This window comes from Bradyrhizobium sp. GW821-FHT13H05, assembly GCF_058804065.1.
This window is the reverse complement of sequence record NZ_JBXAPO010000001.1, coordinates 612,360-635,843: the sequence shown is the minus strand read 5'-3', so window position 1 is coordinate 635,843 and position 23,484 is coordinate 612,360. Positions and strand designations below refer to the sequence as shown.

The following is a 23,484-nucleotide window of genomic DNA, read 5'->3' as shown; positions in this document are numbered from 1 at the left end:
CGCGCCTGGTAGCAAACGGAGGGGCTCGATGATCACGCGACGTAACTTCACTGCGGGCGCAGCGACGCTGCTCGCCGCCGGCCACATCTCGACCCGCGCGCGGGCCGCGACCGTAAGCTGGGACATGTCGACGGTCTGGCCCGACGGCAATTTCCATACTCAGAACGCAATGGCCTTCGCCGACGAGGTGAAGAAGCGGAGCGGAGGCTCCGTCGCCATCACCGTGAAGGCGGGCGGCCAGCTCGGCTTCAAGGGCCCCGAGCATCTGCGCGCCGTGCGCGACGGTCTTGTGCCGCTCGCCGACGTCCTCAACATCCAGCAGGTCGGCGACGAGCCCTTCATGGGCGTCGAGAGCATTCCCTTCCTGTGCGGCTCGATGGACGAGCTCAAGGTGCTGCACAAATATGTGCGGCCCGAATACGAGAAGGTCGCCGCGCGCAACAACCAGAAGATCCTCTACATCGTGCCGTGGCCGACGCAGTATCTGCACCTCAAGGTCAAGGTCGCCGATGTGGATGGCCTGAAGAACATCAAGATCCGCGTGCCCGACAAGAACGCCGTCGACATGCTGGCGGTGGTCGGCATGGCGCCGGTGATGATCCCCTGGGGCGAGACGATCCCGGCGCTGGCGTCGGGGGCGGTCTCTGGCGTCTCCACTTCCGCAGTGTCGGGCGTCGACGGCAAGTTCTGGGAATTCCTGAAGTACATCTACCCGACCAATCATGTCTGGTCGTCGCAGATGCTGACGGTCAATCTCGATTCCTGGAAGGCGCTCAGCGCCGACCAGCAGAAGCTCGTCGCGGATATCGCCGCGAAGATGGAGCCGGCCTTCTGGGAAAATTCGCTCAAGGCCGACGTCGACAGCCTCAACCGCCTCAAGGAGGGCGGCATGGAGGTGGTGCCGGTCTCGCAGGCGATGATGACGGACATCCGCAGCAAAACCGCGCCGCAGCTCGACGCGTTCCTCAAGCGCGTGCCGGCGGCAGACAAGCCGGTGCGGGCCTATCTCGCCGAAATGAAGCGCTGAGAACCAGTCATGGTCAGCGCTTCGCCCGCGGCTCCGCAAAGTCTCAACGCAGCGGCGCCGGCGCCGCTGCGCATCCTGCTGGACGGCATCGACCGTCTCGGCCGGCTCGATGGCTGGATCGGCGGCGGCTGTCTGCTGACGCTGACGCTGTTGATGCTGTGCGAGGTCGCAACGCGCTTCCTCTCGAACTTCCTGCCGTTCTTCCCGCCGACGATCTCGATCGCCTGGGAATACTCTTCCTATCTGATGGCGGCGTCCTTCACTTTCGGCGCCGCGATGACGCTGCGCGTCGGCGGCCACATTCGTGTCGTGCTGCTTCTGAAGAACGTCCCTGCGCCGTTTCAACGTGCGATCGAGATCCTCTCGGCCACCGCCGGCTTCGCGTTCATGGCGTTCCTGACGTCCTCAATGGCAAAGTTCGCCTTCGGCGCCTATGTGCGTGGCCAGGTCTCGACATCGAGCGATACGCCGCTGTGGTTTCCGGAAGCGGTGGTCACTTTCGGCATGCTGCTGCTGACGCTCCAGTTCCTCGCACGCGCGATCCAGGCTGTGCTCGGCCTGCCGCTGGAGGATCATCGCATGAAGGCCTCGCCCGTCGAATGACCGCCTTGCTCGCCATCGGATTCAAGATCGCATGACCATCGAAGTCGTCGCCCTGTTCGGGATCCTGTTCGCGCTGCTGGCGGGCGGCGTCTGGATCGGCCTCACGCTCGCGCTCACCGCCACGTTGCTGCTGGCGATGTTCCGTTCGATCCCGCTCGACAAGCTGCTGCCGCAATATGCCTGGAACATCCTGACGACGCAGGAGCTGCTGGCGCTGCCGCTGTTCATCCTGATGGGCGAGCTGTTGTTTCGCACCCGCCTGTCGCGCTCGCTGTTTCAGGGGCTCGCACCCTGGGCTGGCCTTCTGCCGGGCCGCCTGCTGCATGTGAACGTGATCGGCTGCACCATCTTCGCGGCGATCTCGGGCTCGTCGGCTGCGACCACGCAGGTCATCGGCCGCATGTCGCTCAACGAATTGCTGCGCCGTGGCTATTCCCGCGACATCGCGATCGGCTCGCTCGCCGGCGCCGGCACGCTCGGCTTCCTGATTCCGCCGTCCAACATCATGATCATCTACGGCGTGCTCGGCGACGTCTCCATTCTCAAGCTCTTCACCGCCGGCGTGCTGCCGGGCCTGCTGCTGGCGGCGACTTTCATGGGCTGGGTGATGCTGCACACGACGCTCAAGCCCTCGATGGTGCCGGAGGCGGAAGCCAAGCTCTCGCAGGTGCCGTGGGGCGAGCGCTTCGCCGCCTTGAAGGATCTCGCACCGGCATTGTTCCTGATCGCCTGCGTGCTCGGATCAATGTATGGCGGGCTCGCAACGCCGTCGGAGGCCGCAGCCGTCGGCGTGCTCGGCGCGGCGCTGGTCGCCTGGGCGCAAGGCTCGATGTCGCAGCAGGTGATGCGCGACGTGCTGATCGGCTCGGTCGTGACCTGCTCGATGATCGCGCTGATCGTGTTAGGGGCCTCGATCCTCGGCAACGCGGCCGCCTTCCTCGGCATTCCGCAGGCCGTGGCCGCCTTCGTCAAGGGCCTCGGCCTGTCGCCCTTCATGCTGATCGTGGTGCTGATCATCTTCTACCTGATCCTCGGCTGCTTCCTCGACGGCTTCTCGATGATCGTGATGACGCTGCCGATCGTGCTGCCGATCGTGAAGGGCGCGGGCTTCGACGAGATCTGGTTCGGCATCTTCCTCGTGCTCGCGGTCGAGATGGCGCAGATCACCCCGCCCGTAGGCTTCAACCTGTTCGTGATCCAGGGCCTGACTGAAGACGGCCTCGGCTACATCGCGCGCGTCACGATGCCATATCTCATGATCATGGTCGGCTTCGTGCTGCTGCTGACGCTGTGGCCGGGGATCGTCACGATATTGCCGCGGGTGCTGTACGGGTAAACACCTCTCCCCATCGGGGAGAGGTCGGCGCGCAGCGCCGGGTGAGGGGGCGCGGCAAACTCGCCAGGCCGTGTATCCATAGACTTAGCGGCGTTGCGCACGAACGCAATGTCCGCTTCGCCCCCGAAGCGGCTGAGTTCGTGCGGCGGCGCAATATTTCGCGAAGGGCCAGAAGCCGTCATCGCATCCGGGTAATCTACCAGCAACCATAAGGAGTGGACGCGGAGCAATTCCTTCTGAACCTGAATGGATGTTTTTCCGTCTCTCGATAATCTGGGCTGGCGTTATCTAGGTGCAGCATGCAACCTCGCGCGAACTCCGGACTGCCGGTGCTGCGGGTGACAACTCCGGCCGGCGCCGGTGGAGACTAGACATGGTCGACGAGGCAGCAAGGTGCGCCAAGGTCGCGCGCAAGCCGAAGGGACGCAAATACTACAAAATGAATGTCGACTACGTTCACGGGGGGAAACCGGGATTCAGGCTGGAGAACGCCGACACGGTCGAGCGCTATCTATATGCCCTGGATGACCCCTACTATTCGAAACTGCCGGAACGGCCGCGTTTTCTGTTCGACAAGAAACTTGGCCGTCCTCCGCGCGATCTTGAGGGCTACGTCGGACACTGGCTCGTCTCCGAAAGCATGAAAGCGGTTTTGGAGGAAGTCGATCGTGACGCCTTCGGCTTCGTCTCTTGCGAGGTGTTGATGGCCGATGGTACGGCCGGGCCCGACCGCTGGTTGTGCAATGTGGTTCGCGTGCTCGATGCGCTGGACGAGCAGCAATCGGAGCTGCGAATTTTCGAAGATGCGGGGCAGAAGGAATATCTGCTCACGGGGCCACACGATTGATCTTCCGCGAAGATGTCGTCGGGTTCGCACATGTCTTTCGAATGCGCTTCATGGAGGTGACGGTCATCTGCGACCAGGCCATGAAAGACGCCTGCCGGCAGGCGGGGTTGAAGGGAATCTACTTCAGGGACGTGGGTAAGAAATAAGAAATTCAACGCTTGTCAGATAGGCGCGTGAGCGACCGTTCATAGAAATGACAGATCTAACTGCCTGAGCTTCGAACCGCGATATTTGGCAGGCCTGCGTCGACTTGACTTCCGCTTTGGGTCATTTTCGACCGTTTCGACAGGGATTGTCGTACGGCCGATGTCCGCTTCTGCCTGCAAGCGCCCCCGCCGGCCACTCGATGGGAACGGTTACGTGGTGGCATAACGAACAAAATTGATGCGTCCTTGATCGCGGTTATGAGGTCCCACTGGCTGACGCTGTGGCCCGGCATCGTCACGATCCTGCCGCGCGTGCTGTACGGGTAAAACCTCTCCCTCCGGGAGAGGTGCAAGCCGATGCTGCTGCGCTGGCGCTTGCCTCCACCATCCATTGTGCTGCCCGACGGGCAAAACACCCCAGCGCTGGGTCTATCCCGTTGCCCGAAAATATTCGAATTTATAGAAGTTCGGTTTTGCCGTATGTACCCGCCATCCCGCCCGCCACGAGGGGCGTTTCGCGATCGTCACGAGACGCGGGCCGGGATGCGAAGGCCGCGACGGCGTCGCGCGCGCGATGGAGCTGCAGGGCGGGCAATCGTGAGCGGCGACAGGCGCGATACGACACGGCGCTGACAGCGTTCTCGCATGGCCTCGACGGTGAGCGCACGCCAGCCGTGGAGGACCCAGCGCGGACGTGCGCGGACGGAGAAGTCGTGTGGTCCCGGCGCCCGGAGTCTGGCGTCAAGTCCTGTGGTGATGTCGCGGCCAACCGGCACGCATCTGAAATCCGCAAGACGACGGGGGCAATAGTGCAACGCTCCCCGAGGAGAGCACGAAGGACACCGTGAAAACCATCGCGCAGGGAAGGCCGGGCGACCGGCACACCTGTCGTCCACCCCCGTGCGCGCTCTTGAGCACACGCGGGACCTCGGGTGCATCCGGCACCCGGCCTTCCCTGCGCCCTTGCTTCGGATCAAGGGGGCAAGACACCAGCAAAGCTCGGGCAACGCGTCGCGAGAACGGGAAGCCATGTCCATCGGCAGAACATCCATCGAAAAACACCGCTCCCGTGCCCCGGACGCAGCGCAGCGCGCCGCATCTTCGCGGCGTGGTGCACTGCAGAGCCGGGGCCCACGCATCAGCGTAGCGCGGCGTCTACTGGGTCCCGGCTCTGCGCAGCGTCACTACGTGCCGCAGCGCGTCCGGGACACGAGAGACTTGGCATGGCCAAATGTTCGGCCTTAAGCCGCGGCTTTCTTCCGCGCCTGCTCGGCCTTGTACAGCTCGAACTCCTCGGCGATCGCCTTGGCGATCGACGGACGCTGGCGCAGGCGCTCGTAATACGCCTTCAGGTTCGGCCATTTGGCGAGCTCGATCGGCGGCGTCGCCATGGTCCAGTTGATGACCGTGACGAGATAGGCATCGGCCACGCTGAAATGGTCGAGCAGGAAGTCGCGGCCCTTCAGGTGGTTTTCCACATAGTCGAGCCGCGACAGGTTCTTCTCCAGTGCATAGGCCTTCATCTCCTGCGGCGCCTTGCGGTCGAGCACGGGGATGAACAGCCCCTTATGCAGCTCGGTCCCGATGAAGCAGAGCCATTGATGCAACCGCGTGCGATCGATGCCCGCGGCCGCGCCGAGGCCGGATTGCGGGAAGCGGTCGGCGACATATTGCAGGATCGCCGCGTTCTCGGTCAGCACCACGCCCTCGTCGGTGCGCAGCGTCGGCACGAGACCGATCGGGTTCACGGTGCGGAAGTCGGTGCCGTCGTTGAGCACCGTCTTGGTCGGGGAATCGACTTCGAAATAGTTCGCCTCGGCGCCGGCTTCATAGAGCGCAACGCGCGTCGCCATCGAACAGGCGAGCGGTGAGAAATAAAGATCCATCCTGGGCCTCCTTGGGCAATTCCTCTTTGGGTGTCGCTCAACCTGGCCAGATTGATTTTTGTACCATCTTGCATAATATGAGGTCGGTCAAGGATTAATTTGCGAGATGGTACAAAAATCGAAGCCGCCAACTGCTGCCAATGAGCCCAAGCGCCGCGGCCGTCCGCGCGCCTATGAGCCCGAGGTCGCGCTCGGCAAGGCGCTCGACCTGTTCCGCAGGCAGGGCTTTGCCGCGACCTCGCTCGACGATCTCAGCGAAGCCACCGGCATGAACCGGCCGAGCCTCTACGGTGCCTTCGGCGACAAGCGCGAGCTCTACATCAAAAGCTACCAGCGTTATCGCGAGGAAGCGCGCGCATCGATGGTGGAGATCTTCCGCCAGGAGATGCCGCTGCGCCAGCGGCTGGAGCGCATCTACGCCTGCGCGCTGAACATCTATCTCTCCGGCGAGACGGGGCCGCGCGGCTGCTTCACGGTGGTCACCGCGGCGTCCGAGGCGGTGGGCGATCCCGAGATTCGCGCGATGGTGCTCGATGGACTGAGCGAACTCGACAAGGCCTTCACGAGTTGCTTCCGCCGCGCCAGGGAGAAGGGCGAGTTGCCCGAGAGTGCCGACCCCGCCGTGCTGGCGCAGGTCGCGTCCGCAACCGTGCACTCCATCGCCATCCGCTCCCGCGCGCGCGTCTCGCGGAAAGATCTGGAAGCGATCGTGAAGGGCGCGATCGACGTGATGGTGGGATCAGGGGCTAAAATCTAGCCACCGTGCCGGACAAGTGCGCGCCGGGTCGCGATCCCGCGCCTGACTAGGCCGCCCGAATATGCGCCAGGAAGCGGTCGACCTCGTCGCGCAGCCGCTGCGACTGCTTGGACAGCTCGATTGCCGAGCCCAGCACTTCCTCGGCCGCCGTGCCCGTCGCGGCGATGCCGTCGGTGACGCCCGCGATGTTCTGGGAGACCTCGCCGGTGCGGGCCGCGGCCTGCTGGACGTTCTGCGCGATCTCCTGTGTCGCCGTGCCCTGCTGGCCGACGGCGGCGGCGATCGCGGCCGAGATTTCGTCGACCTGCTGGATCGTCGCGCAGATCGACTGGATGCCCTCCACCGCGCCGGTGGTTTCGCCCTGCACGGCTGTCACCTGCGCGCCGATTTCTTCCGTTGCCTTCGCCGTCTGGGTCGCCAGCGCCTTGACCTCGGAGGCGACCACGGCGAAGCCGCGGCCGGCCTCGCCCGCTCGCGCCGCCTCGATCGTCGCGTTGAGCGCGAGAAGATTTGTCTGCCCGGCGATGCCGTTGATGAAGGAGACGACGTCGCCGATCTTTTGCGCGGCATCCGCCAGGCTCTGCACCCGCGCATTCGACGCGCGTCCGTCGCTTGCGGCCTTGCCGACCACTTCGGTCGCATGCGCCAGGCGGCGGCTGATCTCGGTCATCGACGAGGACAATTCTTCCGCGGCGGCCGCGACCGTCTGCACATTCTCCGAGGCCAGCGCCGAGGCCGAGGACACCGTGCGGGTCTGCTCGCGCGACTGCTCGACGATATCAGACATCGAGCGCGCGGTGTGCTCCATCTCGACCGCGGCCGAGGACACCGTCGTGACGACATCGCGGATCGAAGCTTCGAAATTGTCGGCGAGCGCCGCGAAGGCGCGCCGCTTCTCCGCCTCGGATTGCGCCTTGGCTTCGAGCTGATCGGCCTGAAGCTTGCTGAAATTCACCGCATTGTCGCGGAACACCGCGACCGCCTTCACCATGGCGCCGACCTCGTCGCTCGCCTTGCTGGCGGGCACGGCCACATCGAGCCGGCCGTCCGCGAGCTCACGCATCACGCTGGTGATCGAGATGATCGGCCGCGAGATGCTGCGGGCGATGAGGTAGCCGACGATCCCGGCCAGCACGAGCCCGAGCGCGGCGATGGCGATCGCCAGCATCCAGGCGCGGTCGGCGGACGCCTCGTAATCGGCGTTGTCCATCACGAGCTCGACCGCGCCGAGCGGCTTGCCGGAGAAATCCCTGATCGGCCCGAGCAGCGCGGCGACCGGCGTGTTGTCGAGCTTGGCTCGCCGCACCGTGAAGTCGCCGCTGGCGGCGCGGTTATAGTCGGCCGCATCGAAGAAGCTCTTGCCCTTCAGCGTACCGCCGAACAGCTTGAAGCCTGAGCCGTCGGCGAGATGGAAAGCGACGTCGACATGGCGGTTGGCCTTGAAGTCATCGAGGAACGGCTGGCCGAAGGTCAGGCCGAATTCGACGCTGCCGAGATGTGTGCTGCCTTGCGCGACCGGAACCACGCCACGGATGCCGAGCCCGGCGACGCCGCCCTCGAGGCCGACCACGACCTTGCGCTCCTGGTTGGCGACGAGAACCGTCTTGCGGAAGCCGGAGAGGTCGTCGCCAAATTTCGCCGCCTGGTGCACGCGCAGGAAGGACGTTGCCGGTGGCACGTGGAACTGGAACTGGTCGACCCCGTATTCCGACTTGGTCGCGGCAAACACCGGCCCGAACAAGCGCATCAGGGTCTCACGATCTTGCTTCGCCATCGCCTCCTGCGCCGCCGGCATCGCCGCCACCACCGCGCTCATCGCGGCGGCGCGGCGTGATTCCTCGGCGATGCGCGATTGCAGGGCGTCGTAATGGCTGCGCAGCTCGCGCTGGTCGGCGCGGTCGATGATGCCTGCGATGATCCACATCGCCCCCAGCACCGCAAACAGGGCGGTCGCCGCGGCCGTCACCGCCAGCGCGACCGTGATCCGCATCCTGAGGCCGAGGCTCGCGCGCATATCCGACTCGTTCTTTGAGCGTTGGTTAACAACGCCTATCAACTTCTCGCTAAGAGAGGGTGAACGGGGCGGGTGCGTACCTCCTTCGGCCAGGCAGACCGGTCAATATCCCCGGACCCGGTCCACCACATTCTCCAGTGCGCCGCCCGCCTCGAATTTTGCGATCTGCTCGGCGACGTAGGCCGAGATTGCGTCCGCGTCGGTGTCGGCGGCGTTGTGCGGGGTCAGCAGCACCTTGGGGTGGGTCCAGAAGCGACTGTCTTTCGGCTGCGGCTCCTGCACGAAGACGTCGAGCGAGGCAGCGCCCAGCGTGCCGTCGTCGAGGCAGGCCAGGATGTCCGCTTCGTTCTGCAAGCCGCCGCGGCCGGCGTTGATCAGGACCGGCGCGCCGAACGGGCCCTTGCGGTTGAGCTTTGTGAAGACATCGCGGTTGAGGATGCCATGGGTATCAGGAGTCAGCGGCAACAGGCTGACGAGGATGTCGGTCGTGCGCAGGAACGCATCCATTCCGGCGGTGCCGTGGAAGCATTCGACGCCCTCGATGGTGCGCGGGCTACGACTCCAGCCGGTGACGCGGAAGCCGAGCCGCCGCAGCACGTCGGCAGCATCAGCGCCGAGCGTGCCGAGGCCCATGACGCCGACGGTGACGGCGCTTGCCGGCCATTGATATTTCGGCTCCCAGCGCTTCACGCGCTGCGAGTCCCGCAAGTACAGCTCCTGGCGGTGGTGCATCAGCACGTGCAGCACGACATATTCGGTCATGCGGTTGGTGAGATCAGGCACCGCGACGCGGACCAGCGGCACGTCGGGCAGGCTCTTGTCCGCCATCAGCGCATCGACGCCCGCACCCAGATTGAAGATCGCCCGCAGATTGGGAAAGGCGCCGAGATCGCCCGGCACCGGCTTCCACACCGCGGCATAGTGCACCTCGGCCGGATCGAGCCCGGAATTGGGCAGCAGCACCACGCGGCGGCCGCCGCAGACCGACTCGAACCGGGCCTTCCAGCGCTCCGGCAGCCAGTTCTGCTGCGTGCTGTTGATCAGGACGGCCAGTGTGCCTTTGGTCATTCGAAGTGCCTCGTCGGGTTCCGCTTTTGAAGGCCCTCCTTGGCACGATCTGCCGGATTTTTCTTGCAAATTTTTTCCGCAGCCCTGTCGGGGCGGGGCATATTGGATCGTCTTCAAAACAAGAGGTCGGGGAAGGTGCTGCCCATGCTTTATGCGATCCTTTGCTATCACGATGAGGACTTCGTTGGCTCCTGGAGCAAGGACCAGGACGAGGCCGTGATGAAGAAGCTCGCCGTGGTGCAGGAGAGGCTTACCCAACAGGGCCGGCTCGGCCCGGTGGCGCGGCTGCTGCCGACCACGGCGGCGGCGACGTTGCGCAAAGAGGACCCGCCGCTGGTGCTCGACGGCCCCTATGCCGAGACCAAGGAGCAGTTGCTCGGCTTCTACATCGTGGATTGCAAGAATCTCGACGATGCACTCGACGTTGCGCGTGACCTCGGCGCGGCTAATCCCGGCGGCGCCTATGAGGTGCGTCCCGTCGGCGTGTTCCGGCCCGGAGGAATTTCGGCGTGAGCGAGGCCGATACCGCCTGGATCGAGACCGCGCTGACGTCGGCGCGACCCCAGGCAGTCGGCGCGCTCCTGCGCTATTTCCGCGATCTCGACACGGCCGAGGAGGCTTTTCAGAACGCCTGCCTGCGCGCCCTGAAAACCTGGCCGCAGAACGGGCCGCCACGCGATCCCGCGGCCTGGCTGATCATGGTCGGCCGCAACGTCGCGATCGACGAGGTGCGCCGGGCCCGCAAGCAGCAGCCGTTGCCCGAGGACGACCAGGCCATCTCCGACCTCGACGACGCCGAGGGCGCGCTCGCCGAGCGGCTCGACGGCTCGCATTATCGCGACGACATCCTGCGGCTGATGTTCATCTGTTGCCATCCGCAGCTGCCGGCGACGCAGCAGATCGCGCTTGCCTTGCGCATCGTCTCGGGTCTCACCGTGAAGCAGATCGCGCGCGCCTTCCTGGTTTCGGACGCCGCGATGGAGCAACGCATCACCCGTGCCAAGGCGAAGGTCGCCGAGGCCGGGACGCCGTTCGAGACTCCGGGCGCAATCGAGCGTTCGGAACGGCTCGTCGGCGTCGCGGCAATGATCTATCTGATCTTCAACGAGGGCTATTCGACGAGCGGCGATACCGCCGAGATCAGAAAGCCGCTCTGCGAGGAGGCGATCCGGCTGGCGCGGTTGCTGCTGCGGTTGTTCCAGAGCGAACCGGAGATCATGGGGCTCGCCGCGCTGTTGCTGTTGCAGCATGCGCGCAGTGCCGCGCGCTTTGCCGCGGACGGTTCGCTGATCCTGCTGGATGACCAGGACCGCTCGCTGTGGAACGGCACCATGATCGCAGAAGGCCTGGCGCTGATCGACAAGGCGATGCGCCACCGCCGCAGCGGTCCCTATCAGATCCAGGCGGCGATCGCCGCGCTGCATGCGCGCGCCGCGACGCCGGCTGAAACCGACTGGACCCAGATCGACCTGCTCTACGGCGCGCTGGAGCTGGTGCAGCCCTCGCCCGTGGTGACGCTCAACCGCGCGGTCGCGGTGTCCAAGGTGCGCGGGCCGCAAGCCGCCCTCGACCTGATCGAGCCGCTGGCGCCAAAGCTCGCCAACTACTTCCATTTCTACGGCGTGCGCGGCGCCTTCCTGATGCAGCTCGGCCGCAATGACGAAGCCCGCATCGCCTTCGACCGCGCCATCGCGCTCGCCAACACCTCGGCCGAAGCCGCGCACATCCGCATGCATCTGGATCGCCTGATCCGGGACAGCCAGCCGAAGGGGACCAATGGCGGCGCCAGGCAGGGCGCAAAGGCGAAGTAGGGCGACCCTGCACCCTCTGCTCGCGAAAATTTTCTGTTCCGGATTGTCGGTCCCAGCCCGTCCCCTTCGTCTTACTCCATATCCAGGGAGCCGTTCATGCTGAAAGCCGTTGCCATCATCGCCGTTATGCTCGCAATCGGACTCGCGGGTGTTCTCGTCTTTGCCCTGACCAAGCCCGACACGTTCCGCGTCGAACGCTCGCTCGCGCTGAAGGCGCCGGCCGGAGCGATCTATCCGCTGGTCGCCGATTTCCATCTCTGGACGACCTGGTCGCCTTATGAGAACCGCGATCCCGCCATGAAGCGCAGCTTCGGTGGAACTGCATCGGGCAAGGGCGCGACCTATGCCTGGGACGGCAACAACAATGTCGGCGCCGGCCGCATGGAGATCCTCGAGGCGAATTCGCCGTCGAAGCTGCGCATCAAGCTCGATTTCGAGCGGCCGTTCGAAGGCCACAACACCGCCGAGTTCACCTTTGTGCCGCAAGGCGATGCCACGCTGGTGACATGGGCGATGTCCGGTCCGGCGCCGTTCATGTCCAAGGTGATGCAGGTCTTCATCAACATGGACAGCATGATCGGCAGGGACTTTGAGGCCGGCCTCGCCAGCCTGAAGAAGCTCACCGACAAGTAACGCCGACGATTTCCCCAAGGAATCGAAAAAGGAAACGAAGAGGAGAGAAACGATGCTCAATCCCTATCTGTTCTATCAGGACACCTGCGAAGCGGCGTTCAACTATTACGCCAAGGTTCTCGGCGGCAAGATCGACGCCTTGATGCGCGTCTCCGACGCGCCACCATCGGACATGCCCCCCGGCCCGTCCGGCCGTGAGAAGACGATCGTGCATGCGCGGATGTCGCTGCCCGGCGGCGCCGTGCTGATGGCCTCCGACGTGCCGCCAGAGCATTTCAACAAGCCCCAGGGCTTTTCGATCTCGCTCACGGTGACGGACCCCGCGGATGGCGAGCGCAAGTTCAACGCGCTCGCCGACGGCGGCACCGTCACCATGCCCTTCAGCAAGACCTTCTGGGCCAAGGGCTTTGGCATGTGCGTCGACAAGTTCGGTATTCCCTGGATGGTGAACTGCCCGGCAGAGGGAATGTGACGGGCGCGATCGCCTGACACATCAAACGGTGCCCCTCTCTCGATTGTTGCGGGTGAGGGGCAAGCCCAAGCCGCTCACGTCATGGCCGGATCGGCCGTTTGCGCTCTCAACGGATCGATCCGGTCACGTCTTCACCCGGTGACGGCGACTGGACGCAGCGCGGGCAGATTACGAGCTTCGTGCCGAGCTGCCTGTCATTCTCCGCTTCGATCTCGTCATGGACCGCCCACCACGCCTCGGAGTAGGGGCGCAAGGTGCCGAGCACGCGCTCGCGTTCCCCATTGGGATTGCTCGCCGCAGGTGTGTGATCGGTCGCGCGGCGCTTTGTGACAACAGGCCGGTTCGGGTTCTGGCCAAGGCCGTCCCATGCGATCGGACGACGCTCTTGCGCCGGCGCCGCCGCGCAGCCCATGAGCGTTGCGCAAAAAGTAAGCAAGATGAAGCCGTGTCGCATCATGCCGAACCCTCGGTGCGGTACGCGACACGCAAAATCCGCGTGAGAGACTTTGCATCGCGTCGGTTAATTGGAACCTAAGGGAAACGACGTGACCGAATATGGAGTCTCCATTCGCACGACTTTGCGAAGGCAGTGGGGCCGCTTCGTGAAATGATGAGGACCGCATCGCACAACAACTGGCGCAATATTAGGCTGTGAACGGCGGGTCAAAATCGCTAATCATCCATTCATAAATTCTACACACCGGGATGGACGTGACTTGGAAGGGGGCGACCGATGGCGGCGGCGCTGGAAATCAATTTTGCACTTTGGGGTATGCTGATCTGCGCAAGCGTGAAGCTGGCGCCGTTGATTCAGTCTCTCTTCTAGAAAATCACCGACGCGTTGCGTGCGAGCTCACGAGCAATGCGATGAACGTGAAGCCGACGCTTGCGATCACGACGGTCGGACGGAATTCTGCAAAATCGCCTGATTGCCGGACAGCGGCGGATTCGATCCGCTTGCACGGCTGGCTGCTGCCTGATCCTCAGCGGCAGCGCGGATAGATCGCGGCGAGGTCGCGCCCCTTCAACAACAGCAGCCGCGAGGTGAGACCGCCGCGGCGGCTGATCCAGTCGCGCACCGGGCCCGGGTAGGCAGCAAGCACCGCTTCAGAGGCTTCCGGCTCGGCATAGAAGCGCCCGCGCCGGTCGACCGAACGTGCCGCATGGAAGCCGAGCACGGCGCGCCTGGTGACGCAGATGCGCTCGCCCGGCACGATGCTCAGCACCAGCGTGCAGGCGGACAGGCAGGGACCGTCGATCACCACGCGCTCGCCGCTCTCGCGCACCTTCTCGAACAAATCGAGGAATGGCCCGACCTGCCCGCCCGGCGACTGGATGATGCGGATTTCGGCCGCGGCGGGCGCGGCGGCGAGCAGGGCGGTCGCGAGCATCAAGGCTTTGAGGGCAACGCGTTGCATGAACTCTCCGCACATTCGACGTCGTAGGGTGAGCAAAGCGTAGCGTGCCCACCCTTGGCACCGCAAATCCGGAGAGAGGGTGGGCACGGCGCAAGAGCGCCTTTGCCACCCTGCAAGCTTCTACCCGTTCCGCCTTTGCCCGCGCAGCGTCGGCAGGCCGATGCCGGCGGCATCGAAGCCGCCATCGACGGCCAAAATTTGACCGGTGATGTAGCTCGCATTGCCTGAGCACAGGAAGAAGATCGCCTCTGCGAGTTCCTCTTCCAGGCCGTAGCGGTTCAGCGGAATGGCGTCGTGATAGTCGGCGCGGATCTCCTTGGTGTGCACCTGCTTGGCCATCGCGGTGTCGACCGGTCCGGGCGCGACCGCGTTGACGCGGATGTTGAGCGAGGCGAGCTCGACCGCGAGCTGCTTGGTCAGGTGCGCGAGTCCCGCCTTGCTGGTGCCGTAGGCCGAGCGCAAGGTCGAGGCGCGCACCGCCGAGATCGAGGTGATGTTGACGATGGCGCCGCCGTCGCTGTCGCGCATCAAGGGCACCGCGGCCTTGGTGCAGAGGAACGGGCCGGTGAGGTTGACCTCGAGCACGCGGCGCCAATCGGCGTCCGACGTCTCCATCAGCGGCGCGAACACGGCGATGCCGGCATTGTTGACGAGCGCGTCGAGCCGGCCGAACTTCTGCGCGACCGCCGTCATCGCGGCGCCGACCGCGGCTGTGTCCGAGACGTCGCAGGTCAGCGCCAGCGTCGCCTCGCTTTGGCCGATCTCGGCGACCGCACGGCCGAGCAACTCGCCCTCGATGTCGAGCAGCGCCACGCGCCAGCCTTCGCCAAGGAACTTCTTCGCGGTCGCAAGCCCGATGCCGCGCGCGGCTCCGGTGACGAGGGCGACTTTTTGCGGGGCCTGCGGCATCTGCTATTCTGTCCTGTGTTCGAAAGGGACGCGCGGCGCCCCTCGGTTCGGTCTTTTACTTCGCTTTGGTCCCGACGAGAAAGGCCCTGACCATGCTTATCGATCCCCGCGCGGCCCCGCTTGAGGAATGGCGGCCGGGTGTGAAGACGCGCATGCTGACATCCGCGCGCAATGGCGCAGCCGCGCTTTGCATCTTCGAGCAATGGGTCGATCCCGGCGCTGGCGCGCCGACGCACAGCCATCCGGTCGAGGAGGTGCTGACGGTGCGGGAGGGCGAGGCCGAGATGTGGATCGGGGACGAAATTGTCGCGGTCACGGCCGGCCAGTCGCTGCTGGTTCCCGCCGGCCGCAAGCACGGTTTTCGCAATTCGGGCGCGGCGACGCTGCACGTCCATGCCGTGCTGGCCGCGCCGATCTTCGAGGCGTTGCCGGAAGGGGCGGATGAAGCGACGCGGCGGTGGGAGCGGTAGGGTTCGGCAGCCTCAATCGTGATCCGTCACCCTGGGGTGCCGGAGCGAAGCGGAGGCCTCGAAGGGCGGCCGCCCGTCTGCTTCCGGGCCGATTCATCCTTCGAGGCTCACCGCGCTTTGCACGGTGAGTGCCTCAGAATGACGGGGTTAGTGACAAGGCGAGAGGCTAAGACAGCTCCGCCGAGGCGCGTTGCATGTTGGCCGACATGTCCGCCGTCACTGCGCTCTGCTCCTCGACCGCGGCGGCGGTGGAGGCGATGAACTCATTGACGCCGGCGATCGCGACCTTGATCGCGGTCAAAGAACTCGCAACGTCGCCTGAGATGGTGTTCAGCGCGTCGATTTCGGACGTGATCGTGTCGGTCGCCTGCTTGGCCTGGCCCGCGAGGTTCTTCACCTCGGAGGCGACCACGGCGAAGCCGCGGCCGGCTTCGCCGGCGCGCGCCGATTCGATCGTGGCGTTGAGCGCGAGCAGGTTGATCTGGCTGGTGATGCCGGCGATCATCTCGACGATCCCGCTCATGGCCTGCGCGGCTGCGTTCAGCTTCTGCGCCTGGCCGTCGGCGGCATCGACGCGGGTGGTCGCGACCTTGGAAGTCTCGCGCGACTTCGCCATGGTCTCGGAGATCTCACGGATCGAGGCGCTCATCTCTTCGCTGCCGGCCGCAACCGCCTCGATCAGCCCGCGCGCATTGTCCGCCTTCTTGCGGCCGATCGCCTGGGCGGTGATGTCGGTGGCGTATTTCACCACCTTGTACGGCTTGCCGTTGAGGTCGAGGATCGGATTGTAGGACGCCTGGATCCAGATCTCGCGGCCGCCCTTGGCGATCCGCTTGTATTCGGCGGCCTGGTATTCGCCGCGATTGAGCGTCTCCCAGAACTGGCGGTAGGCGGGCGTGTTCTTCTGGTTCGGCTCGACGAACATGGAGTGGTGCTGGCCCTTGATCTCGGACAGCGAATAACCCATCGCGTTCAGGAAGTTCTGGTTGGCGGTGCGGATCGTGCCGTCCATGTTGAACTCGATCACCGCCTGCGATTTCTGGATCGCGGCGAGCTGGCCGTCATTGTCGGCCGCCTTCATCTTCTGCGCGGTGACGTCGGTTGCGAACTTCACCACCTTGAACGGCCTGCCCATCTCGTCGAGGATCGGGTTGTAGGTCGCCAGAATCCAGATCTCCTTGCCGCCCTTGCCGATCCGCTTGTATTCGGCGGCCTCGAACTGGCCGCGGTTCAGCCGTGCCCAGAAATCGGCATAGGCGGAGCTGGCGCGATCCTCGGGCGTCACGAACATGCTGTGGTGCTTGCCCTGGATCTCGTCCAGCGAATAGCCCATCGCGTTCAGGAAATTCTCGTTGGCGGTGACGATGGTGCCGTCCATGTTGAACTCGATCACGGCCTGCGCGCGGCTGATCGCGGCGATCTTGCCCGCATCCTCGATGGTCCGCATCTTGTAGGCCGTGATGTCGGTGGCGAATTTGATGAAGCTGACGACCTTGCCGCTCTCGTCGAGCAGCGGCGCGTAGGAGGCGTGGACCCAGAGTTCCTTGCCGTTCTTGCCGTAGCGCCTGTATTGCGTGGTCTGGAATTCACCGCGGTTCAGGCTGGCCCAGAAGTCGCGATAGCGGGCGCTCTCGCGCTCGGCCGGGCTGACGAAGATGCTGTGGTGCTTGCCCTTGATCTCTGCGAGCGTATAGCCGCTCATCTTCAGGAGGTTCTCGTTGGCATTGAGGATGGTGCCGTCGAGGCCGAATTCGATCACGGCCTGCGATCGGTCGAGCGCCTCGACCTCCGCAACTGCGTGCCTGACTTTCTTGCTTTGGAAATTGAACACGTAAGCTCCGCAATGTCCGGAACACGAAGCGGCAGAATTGCCATATCGTTTCTCCCAAGTTGAAAAATTGCAGGCCGTTCTTGAGTAACTGTAAATCCCTTCAAAACTCGGCATTGGTTCCGTAGTTCCACGTTCGCGGGCCATGTTGCTCAGCTCACAAGCATTCTCGATTCATATGCACGCCGGTGTTCACAAAACCGGGCCGTATTTGTACGGGAGTTTATTTGCATTATTTTTCGCGTCACGATGACGGCAGAGCCGATACCGGCTGGATCGCGCGCCACGACATCGACCGCATCTTCGTCATCGGCGACGAGGCCTTCGTCACCTATCTCTGCCTGGCAACAGATGGCAGGAGGTTTCGCAACACCGAGTTCTTCACCTTGGCCGCCGGCAAGGTCCGCCGGAGCGAGGTCTATGTCGGCGCCGCCTTCCAGGGTGACCGGTTCCTGCTGCAGCCGCGCTAGCGGCTTGCGCAATAACCGTGCGAATAATTTTCGTCGCCTTGTCGGCTCTGCAAAGCTTCGTTCGTCTTGAAGGGGAACTTGGGCCGGCTTGGCCCGCCGCTCTCGCTGTCATCCCGGCACGGTGACCCGGAACGACGCTGTAAAGTGAGGAAGCCCCCATGCGATTCATGATGCTGATGATCCCGCTCGGCTACGAGACCGCGCCGCCGGACGTGCAACTCGATCCCGAACGCGTTGCCGCGATGATGCGTTACAACGAGGCGCTCAAGGATGCCGGCGTGCTGATCACGCTCGACGGTCTGCACCCGCCCTCGATGGGCGCGCGCGTGTCGTTTGCGACCGGCGTGCCTGTCGTGACCGATGGCCCCTTCGCTGAAGCCAAGGAAGTTCTGGGTGGCTACTGGATGATCGAGGTGGACTCGCGCGCGGAGGCGATCGCGTGGGCCAAGAGGTGCCCGGCCTCGGCCAACGAGGTCATCGAGATCCGGCAGGTGCAGGAGATGGCCGACTTTCCGCCGGAGGTACAGGCGGCCGCTGCCGGTTTCGGCGATCTGAAGAAGTAGTCAGCTGCGGACGGCTGCAGTCCATCGTTCAACAAGGGAGAGACCAAAGATGAGCACCGACACCTATCTCGCCGTTTTCCTCGGCAGCAAGACCAGTCCGAAATGGGCGGCGTGGAACGCGATGTCCGACGCCGAGCGCCGGGCGAAGGAGCAGGAGGGCATCGCCGCCTGGAAGGGCTGGGTCGAGAAGCATCAAGGTGCGATCCAGGCGATGGGCGGTCCGCTCGGCAAGACCAAGCGGGTCGATGACAAGGGCCTCGTCGATATCGCCAACGAGATGGGTGCGTTCACCGTGGTCCGTGCCGCCTCCCACGAAGCCGCGGCCAAGATGTTCGAGAACCATCCGCACTTTGCCATCTTCCCCGGCGAGCGCGTCGAGATCATGCCGGTGCTGCCGATCCCGGGCGGCTAGGGCTCCAGACGCCGCCACGGACTGCGGGACATGCGGGTTAATCAAATCCCGCCAGCGCTAGTGACCTTCACGCCCGGCTCATGTAAAGCTCGTTCACATGAGCTGGCGCAAGGAACAGCGCCGCGCCGAGCGCGGCTACCACCACGGCAATCTGAAAGAAGCCCTGCTGCAGGCCGCCCTCGGGCTGATCGCCGAGAAGGGCGCGGCCGGCTTCACCTTCGCCGATGCCGCGCGCATGGCCGGCGTCAGTGCTGCCGCGCCTTACCGGCATTTCCGCGATCGCGACGAGCTCCTGTCCTCGATCGCCCAGCGCGGTTTTGAGCAGTTCGAGGCGCGTCTCACGGCGGCCTGGGACGACGGGCGGCCCGACACGGTCACCGCGTTCGAGCGCGTCGGCAGGGCCTATCTCGCCTTCGCCCGCGACGAGCCGGCGTTCTACAACGCGATGTTCGAATCGGGCCTGCCGGTCGACGCCAATCCGGCGCTTCAGGCTGCGAGTGAGCGTGCTTTCAACATCATTCGCGCCGCCGCCGAGCGGCTTGCAGCACTTGCGCCGCCCGGCGCGCCGCGTCCGCCGGCGATGATGATGGCGCTGCACATCTGGTCGATGGCGCATGGCGTCGCCTCGCTGTTTTCCCGAGGCGATGCCGCGCGGCGAAAACTGCCGATGTCGCCGGATGAGCTGCTGGAGGCCGAGGTGCTGATCTATCTGCGCGGTCTCGGCTTCCCGACCGACCGCCGGCCGCCGGCAAAGAGCGCCGAGCCGCCGCCGGTGCCACCGGAGGCCTCCTCCGGTTCTGGCGTGCCCCCGGGCGGCCCCTGGGGCAAGCCGAAATAAAATTGCGCAAATAATTCGGCGACCTTGTCAGGCGGCCGGCTTGACAAAATCGCGGGATGGTCTAGCTATGTAAATGTTATTTACATTCACAACGGCGCTGGTGCCGTGATGGAGATGGAAATGGCCTACACCGCTGATGTCAATCGTTGGCGCGGTTCCCCGGACGAACGCTATGAGCGCCCCCACATGCTCGACACGCCCTGGCATCCCGGCTGGATCGCCGTGACCATCCTCGGCTTCATCATCTGGTGGCCGATCGGACTTGCCCTTCTCTTTTTCACACTCGGGAGCAGAAAAATGGGTTGCTGGAGCCACCAGGATCGCTGGCAGAACAAGATGGAGCGGATGCAGTACAAGATGGACCGCATGCGCGGCCGCATGGAGCGCCGTGGTTTCGGCTTCGGCTTCGGGCCGCCCTCGAGCGGCAATCGTGCCTTCGACGAATACCGCACCGAGACGCTGCAGCGGCTCGAGGAGGAGCAGGTCGAGTTCAAGAACTTCCTCGACCGTCTGCGCCACGCCAAGGACAAGGAAGAGTTCGACCAGTTCATGGCGCAGCACAAGACGCGTCCGACCCCGCCGCCGACTGACCAGCCGCAGAGCTGATCCTGAACGGCTGATCCGGACACCTCTCAAAGCCTTCAGGCGCATGCCCCCAAAGTCCTGATGGCCCCGAGCCGCCCGTCTGCGCAACCCGCAGGCGGGCGGTTTGGTTTTGTGGGGGCTTTTCTAATCCGTTTCACACAGAAGACGGTCGTCATGGCCGGGACAAGCCCGGCCATGACGGTGCGGAAACGCGCGCGCGTCGGGCCCTAGAACCTAGACTTGGCCAAGCGACACCAAGACTTGCGCGCGCCACTCACTCCGCCGCGCAGCTCACATTCGGACGACACGCATCATGGACCTCTACACCCGCCTGCTGCTCGGCCTCACCGCCGTCGCGGTGCTGGGCTATATCAGCTTCGTCTATGGCAGCTGCGCGTCCGATCCCGACTGCCATTTTCGCCTCTGCGCCGGCGGGCGTTCGTTCTGCGGCGTTGATCACGCACATGTGCAGGATCGCTAGAACCCGATCAGCGCCGGGCCCGACCAAGCCCTGACGGCGCCTTCTGCGGCGCCAAACGGGTACGACCATGACCAACGCCGAACGTAAGGAGATCAGACAGCGGCTCGCGCTTCTCGAGCGTGCGTCTGCGCTGTTCGATCGATTCGGCGTTTCAGTGCCGCTCGCGGTCGCGTTCCTCAACCACTGGCCGACGGAGATCAAGTCCTATCAGGACCTCGTGACCACGGATGCCTGGAAGATCTTTCTCAGCTGCGCCCTCTACGAGCTTGCCGCGTTCGCGCTGCGGCGCGCCGTCAAGTTTGCGACAGCGGACCTTGCCCCATGATCCTGCTCCGCGATTTCGCGCTTTACGTCCTGCCGGTCCTCGTCGCAGGCGGTGGCTGGCTGTATGCGCTGTGCCTGCGCAAGCGGGCGCGGTCGGGCCGCGCCCCCGAGCGGCGTTACGTCCCCCCGGCATCACTGGCGCCTTGATCCGGACCGCCTATATGCGCCTGCACAAACGAAGGGCGGACCGGAGGCGACAATGGCGAAAGCTGCGATCACGGCGAGCGACAGCCTCTGGCAGCAGGTCCGCAGCGAGGCGCAGCGCGCGGCTGATGCCGACCCCGTGTTCGGCAAGGCCCTTGCGAGCGCCATTCTGGCTCATGATGATTTCGCCGCCGCTTTGGCCGATCTGATCGGTCAGCGGCTCGGCAGCGGCGCCACCGAGTGCGCGCGCTTCACGTCTTATTCCCGCGACGCCTTTCGAGGCGAGCCGGACCTGATCGAAACCGCCAGCCGGGACTTGCAGGCCATCGCACTGCGCGATCCCGCCATCGCCGACCTGCTGCCGCCGCTGCTGCATTACAAGGGCTATGTCGCGCTGCAAGCCTGGCGCGTCTCGAACCGGCTCTGGCGCCGCGGCCATCGCGATGCGGCGCTGCTGTTCCAGAACGAGGCGTCCAACCTGCTGCAGGTCAGCATTCATCCGGCTGCCCACATCGGATCGTCCGTCTATCTCGACCACGCCACCGGCATCGTGATCGGGGCGAATGTCGTGATCGACGACGAGGTCACCATCCTCCAGAACGTCAGTATCGGCCGTCGCGGTGAACTGCCGGCGCGCTCGCCGCGCATCGGCCGCGGCGTCTACATCGGCGGCGGCGCGACCATTCTCGGCGACATCAGGATCGGCGATTTCGCAAAGATCGGCGCCGGCGCTGTTGTGACCGCTGACGTGCCCGCTGGCTGCACCGCGGTCGGCAATCCCGCGCGCCTGACCAATTGCCCCGAGCCCGCCTCGGCGGCCTGAGCCGCGCATCGTTTCGCTACCTCCCCGACGTCGTCCTGGCCTTCGCCAGGCCGACCTCGGGGAACCTGCACGGGCCATTTCCGGGACCAGTGCCTGCGGGCCCCACCCATCCCTCTGCTCTGCCACCCTTTCCCGCAGCCAAATTCGCCTGCGGTAACCTCGCATTAACCATCGCTGGGCTCTGGTAATTGCGGACAATCGCGCCCAAAGCCGTGGTGAAGGCCCATAGTTTTGACATCTTGGCAGGGAATGCAGACGGCCGGCTTTGGACGAGCCCCTGCACCCCAGAAAGACAAGGCTTTGAGCGGGCTTGCCGGCCGCGCCGGTTCTAGCGCGGCTGTTGGGGAACCGGCAGCCATTTGCTGCCGCGGAACATCGGATAACGATCGCCTTGAGAGGATACTGCTTATGAATCCGGCCGACGTGGCTCAGTCAGCCCTTCCGGTTGCCGCTTCCGCGGACGTGTCGCTGATTGCGCTGTTCTGGCAGGCTCACTGGATCGTGAAAGCGGTGATGCTGGGACTTCTGGCCTGCTCGGTCTGGGTCTGGGCGATCGCCATCGACAAGATTTTCCTGTTTTCCCGCACCCGCCGCTCGATGGACCGTTTCGAACAGGCGTTCTGGTCCGGCGAGTCGATCGAGGAGCTCTATCGCACGCTCTCGGCCAAGCCGACGCATTCGATGGCGGCCTGCTTCGTCGCGGCGATGCGCGAGTGGAAGCGCTCGTTCGAGAACCAGGCCCGCTCGGTCGCGGGCCTTCAGATGCGCATCGACAAGGTGATGAACGTCTCGATCGCGCGCGAGGTCGAGCGGCTGGAACGCCGGCTGCTGGTGCTCGCCACCGTCGGCTCCGCCGGTCCCTTCGTCGGCCTGTTCGGTACGGTCTGGGGCATCATGTCGAGCTTCCAGTCGATCGCGGCGTCGAAAAATACCTCTTTGGCGGTGGTGGCCCCGGGTATCGCCGAAGCGCTGTTTGCGACCGCGGTCGGCCTTATCGCCGCCATTCCTGCCACTATTTTCTACAATAAGTTCACGTCCGAGGTGAACCGGCAGGCCCAGCGGCTCGAAGGCTTCGCTGATGAATTTTCAGCCATCCTGTCCCGTCAGATCGACGAGCGGGGCTGACGGACGGCATGTATAGTGTGAAGGGCAATTTGGGCACTCGATCATGGCGATGAACGTAGCCAGTTCGTCCGGAGGCGGCGGGCGCCGCGGCCGGCGCAAGCCCGTCGTGGCCGAGATCAACGTCACGCCGATGGTCGACGTGATGCTGGTGCTGCTCATCATCTTCATGGTGTCGGCGCCGATGTTGACCGTCGGTGTGCCGCTCGACCTGCCGAAGACCCAGGCCAAGAGCCTCGAGAACAACGACCAGAAGCCGCTGCAGATGTCGATCGACATCAAGGGCAAGGTCTTCATCAACGATGCCGAGGTCGAGCTGAACGATCTGGTGCCGAAGCTGAAGGCGATCACGGATGCGCGCGGCGGGCTCGAGGAGCGCATCTATCTGCGCGCCGACAAGAAGGCGGATTACGGAACGGTAGCCAGGGTCATGGGCCTGCTGTCCGGCGCGGGCTTCAAGAAGCTGGCGCTCGTGACTGAGGCGGATCAGGGGTAAT

The 23,484-nt window shown here is 64.6% G+C and carries 27 protein-coding genes and 1 pseudogene; 21 read left to right on the top strand and 7 right to left on the bottom strand.

Annotated elements, in window-relative coordinates; translation table 11 throughout:
• The first annotated feature begins 28 nt into the window (after positions 1-28).
• The 4 genes and pseudogenes from AC1RR3_RS03010 (at position 29) to AC1RR3_RS02995 (ending at position 3,959) form a co-directional block, all read left to right on the top strand.
• On the top strand, positions 29-1,027 hold the full coding sequence (locus AC1RR3_RS03010; RefSeq protein ID WP_492819175.1) for a TRAP transporter substrate-binding protein: 999 nt from the start codon (positions 29-31) through the stop codon (positions 1,025-1,027).
• Positions 1,028-1,036: 9 nt separating this feature from the next.
• Positions 1,037-1,630: a TRAP transporter small permease subunit gene (locus tag AC1RR3_RS03005; RefSeq protein ID WP_492819173.1), complete on the top strand. Its 594-nt coding sequence runs from the start codon at positions 1,037-1,039 to the stop codon at positions 1,628-1,630.
• 31 nt (positions 1,631-1,661) lie between these two features.
• A complete protein-coding gene (locus AC1RR3_RS03000) occupies positions 1,662-2,966 on the top strand; it encodes a TRAP transporter large permease (protein WP_492819171.1) in 1,305 nt (434 codons plus the stop codon).
• Between the two features lie 373 nt (positions 2,967-3,339).
• Positions 3,340-3,959, top strand: a pseudogene (locus AC1RR3_RS02995) (imm11 family protein).
• Positions 3,960-5,200: 1,241 nt separating this feature from the next.
• Here AC1RR3_RS02995 and AC1RR3_RS02990 read toward each other — a convergent pair.
• Positions 5,201-5,845, bottom strand: a complete 645-nt coding sequence (locus AC1RR3_RS02990) for a glutathione binding-like protein (protein WP_492819169.1) — start codon at positions 5,843-5,845, stop codon at positions 5,201-5,203.
• Between the two features lie 106 nt (positions 5,846-5,951).
• Here AC1RR3_RS02990 and AC1RR3_RS02985 point away from each other — a divergent pair, with 106 nt between their 5' ends.
• Positions 5,952-6,602: a TetR/AcrR family transcriptional regulator gene (locus AC1RR3_RS02985; protein WP_492819167.1), complete on the top strand. Its 651-nt coding sequence runs from the start codon at positions 5,952-5,954 to the stop codon at positions 6,600-6,602.
• 46 nt (positions 6,603-6,648) lie between these two features.
• Here the strand turns inward: AC1RR3_RS02985 and AC1RR3_RS02980 are convergent, their stop codons facing one another.
• Both AC1RR3_RS02980 and AC1RR3_RS02975 read right to left on the bottom strand, forming a co-directional pair.
• The gene (locus AC1RR3_RS02980) at positions 6,649-8,616 is read right to left on the bottom strand and encodes a methyl-accepting chemotaxis protein (protein WP_492819165.1); all 1,968 of its coding nucleotides are present in this window, start codon (positions 8,614-8,616) and stop codon (positions 6,649-6,651) included.
• A gap of 102 nt (positions 8,617-8,718) precedes the next feature.
• Positions 8,719-9,684 (bottom strand): 2-hydroxyacid dehydrogenase, encoded by a 966-nt coding sequence (locus AC1RR3_RS02975; RefSeq protein ID WP_492819163.1) that lies wholly within the window; start codon positions 9,682-9,684, stop codon positions 8,719-8,721.
• A gap of 144 nt (positions 9,685-9,828) precedes the next feature.
• Between AC1RR3_RS02975 and AC1RR3_RS02970 the strand changes: the two genes are divergently transcribed.
• The 4 genes from AC1RR3_RS02970 (at position 9,829) to AC1RR3_RS02955 (ending at position 12,600) form a co-directional block, all read left to right on the top strand.
• Positions 9,829-10,197, top strand: coding sequence for a YciI family protein (locus AC1RR3_RS02970; RefSeq protein WP_188107425.1), 369 nt, complete (start codon positions 9,829-9,831; stop codon positions 10,195-10,197).
• Positions 10,194-11,495, top strand: coding sequence for an RNA polymerase sigma factor (locus AC1RR3_RS02965; protein ID WP_492819161.1), 1,302 nt, complete (start codon positions 10,194-10,196; stop codon positions 11,493-11,495). Before AC1RR3_RS02970 ends, AC1RR3_RS02965 begins: the two co-directional genes overlap by 4 nt.
• A 96-nt stretch (positions 11,496-11,591) precedes the next feature.
• The gene (locus AC1RR3_RS02960) at positions 11,592-12,128 is read left to right on the top strand and encodes an SRPBCC family protein (protein ID WP_492819159.1); all 537 of its coding nucleotides are present in this window, start codon (positions 11,592-11,594) and stop codon (positions 12,126-12,128) included.
• A gap of 52 nt (positions 12,129-12,180) precedes the next feature.
• A complete protein-coding gene (locus tag AC1RR3_RS02955; protein WP_492819157.1) occupies positions 12,181-12,600 on the top strand; it encodes a VOC family protein in 420 nt (139 codons plus the stop codon).
• Positions 12,601-12,706: 106 nt separating this feature from the next.
• On the opposite strand, the gene AC1RR3_RS02950 is transcribed toward AC1RR3_RS02955, so the two are convergent.
• The 3 genes from AC1RR3_RS02950 to AC1RR3_RS02940 all read right to left on the bottom strand — a co-directional run bounded on the left by AC1RR3_RS02950 (position 12,707) and on the right by AC1RR3_RS02940 (position 14,927).
• A complete protein-coding gene (locus AC1RR3_RS02950; protein ID WP_492819155.1) occupies positions 12,707-13,057 on the bottom strand; it encodes a hypothetical protein in 351 nt (116 codons plus the stop codon).
• Between the two features lie 526 nt (positions 13,058-13,583).
• Positions 13,584-14,018, bottom strand: coding sequence for a hypothetical protein (locus AC1RR3_RS02945; protein ID WP_492819153.1), 435 nt, complete (start codon positions 14,016-14,018; stop codon positions 13,584-13,586).
• Positions 14,019-14,138: 120 nt separating this feature from the next.
• Positions 14,139-14,927, bottom strand: coding sequence for an SDR family NAD(P)-dependent oxidoreductase (locus tag AC1RR3_RS02940; RefSeq protein ID WP_492819151.1), 789 nt, complete (start codon positions 14,925-14,927; stop codon positions 14,139-14,141).
• Between the two features lie 152 nt (positions 14,928-15,079).
• Between AC1RR3_RS02940 and AC1RR3_RS02935 the strand changes: the two genes are divergently transcribed.
• Positions 15,080-15,397 carry a cupin domain-containing protein gene (locus AC1RR3_RS02935; RefSeq protein WP_492819149.1) on the top strand — a complete coding sequence of 106 codons (318 nt, stop codon included), beginning with the start codon at positions 15,080-15,082 and terminating at the stop codon, positions 15,395-15,397.
• 166 nt (positions 15,398-15,563) lie between these two features.
• Here the strand turns inward: AC1RR3_RS02935 and AC1RR3_RS02930 are convergent, their stop codons facing one another.
• Entirely contained in the window at positions 15,564-17,228 is a 1,665-nt protein-coding gene (locus tag AC1RR3_RS02930; RefSeq protein WP_492819147.1) for a methyl-accepting chemotaxis protein, read from the bottom strand.
• 224 nt (positions 17,229-17,452) lie between these two features.
• On the opposite strand from AC1RR3_RS02930, the gene AC1RR3_RS02925 reads away from it, so the two are divergent.
• The 11 genes from AC1RR3_RS02925 to tolR all read left to right on the top strand — a co-directional run bounded on the left by AC1RR3_RS02925 (position 17,453) and on the right by tolR (position 23,483).
• Complete coding sequence (locus AC1RR3_RS02925; protein WP_492819145.1) at positions 17,453-17,695, top strand: hypothetical protein; 243 nt, start codon at positions 17,453-17,455, stop codon at positions 17,693-17,695.
• 158 nt (positions 17,696-17,853) lie between these two features.
• Positions 17,854-18,258 carry a YciI family protein gene (locus tag AC1RR3_RS02920; protein ID WP_492819143.1) on the top strand — a complete coding sequence of 135 codons (405 nt, stop codon included), beginning with the start codon at positions 17,854-17,856 and terminating at the stop codon, positions 18,256-18,258.
• Between the two features lie 49 nt (positions 18,259-18,307).
• On the top strand, positions 18,308-18,670 hold the full coding sequence (locus tag AC1RR3_RS02915) for a hypothetical protein (protein WP_492819141.1): 363 nt from the start codon (positions 18,308-18,310) through the stop codon (positions 18,668-18,670).
• Positions 18,671-18,767: 97 nt separating this feature from the next.
• Positions 18,768-19,508, top strand: a complete 741-nt coding sequence (locus tag AC1RR3_RS02910) for a TetR/AcrR family transcriptional regulator (protein WP_492819139.1) — start codon at positions 18,768-18,770, stop codon at positions 19,506-19,508.
• Positions 19,509-19,628: 120 nt separating this feature from the next.
• Entirely contained in the window at positions 19,629-20,114 is a 486-nt protein-coding gene (locus AC1RR3_RS02905) for a DUF2852 domain-containing protein (RefSeq protein WP_492819137.1), read from the top strand.
• A gap of 292 nt (positions 20,115-20,406) precedes the next feature.
• On the top strand, positions 20,407-20,574 hold the full coding sequence (locus AC1RR3_RS02900) for a hypothetical protein (RefSeq protein WP_492819135.1): 168 nt from the start codon (positions 20,407-20,409) through the stop codon (positions 20,572-20,574).
• Between the two features lie 67 nt (positions 20,575-20,641).
• The gene (locus AC1RR3_RS02895) at positions 20,642-20,899 is read left to right on the top strand and encodes a hypothetical protein (RefSeq protein ID WP_492819133.1); all 258 of its coding nucleotides are present in this window, start codon (positions 20,642-20,644) and stop codon (positions 20,897-20,899) included.
• The gene (locus AC1RR3_RS02890; RefSeq protein WP_492819131.1) at positions 20,896-21,045 is read left to right on the top strand and encodes a hypothetical protein; all 150 of its coding nucleotides are present in this window, start codon (positions 20,896-20,898) and stop codon (positions 21,043-21,045) included. Before AC1RR3_RS02895 ends, AC1RR3_RS02890 begins: the two co-directional genes overlap by 4 nt.
• A gap of 52 nt (positions 21,046-21,097) precedes the next feature.
• Positions 21,098-21,865 carry a serine acetyltransferase domain-containing protein gene (locus AC1RR3_RS02885; protein ID WP_492819129.1) on the top strand — a complete coding sequence of 256 codons (768 nt, stop codon included), beginning with the start codon at positions 21,098-21,100 and terminating at the stop codon, positions 21,863-21,865.
• 408 nt (positions 21,866-22,273) lie between these two features.
• Positions 22,274-22,990 carry a protein TolQ gene (tolQ, locus tag AC1RR3_RS02880; RefSeq protein WP_492819786.1) on the top strand — a complete coding sequence of 239 codons (717 nt, stop codon included), beginning with the start codon at positions 22,274-22,276 and terminating at the stop codon, positions 22,988-22,990.
• Between the two features lie 43 nt (positions 22,991-23,033).
• On the top strand, positions 23,034-23,483 hold the full coding sequence (gene tolR, locus AC1RR3_RS02875) for a protein TolR (protein ID WP_492819127.1): 450 nt from the start codon (positions 23,034-23,036) through the stop codon (positions 23,481-23,483).
• Position 23,484: the final 1 nt, after the last annotated feature.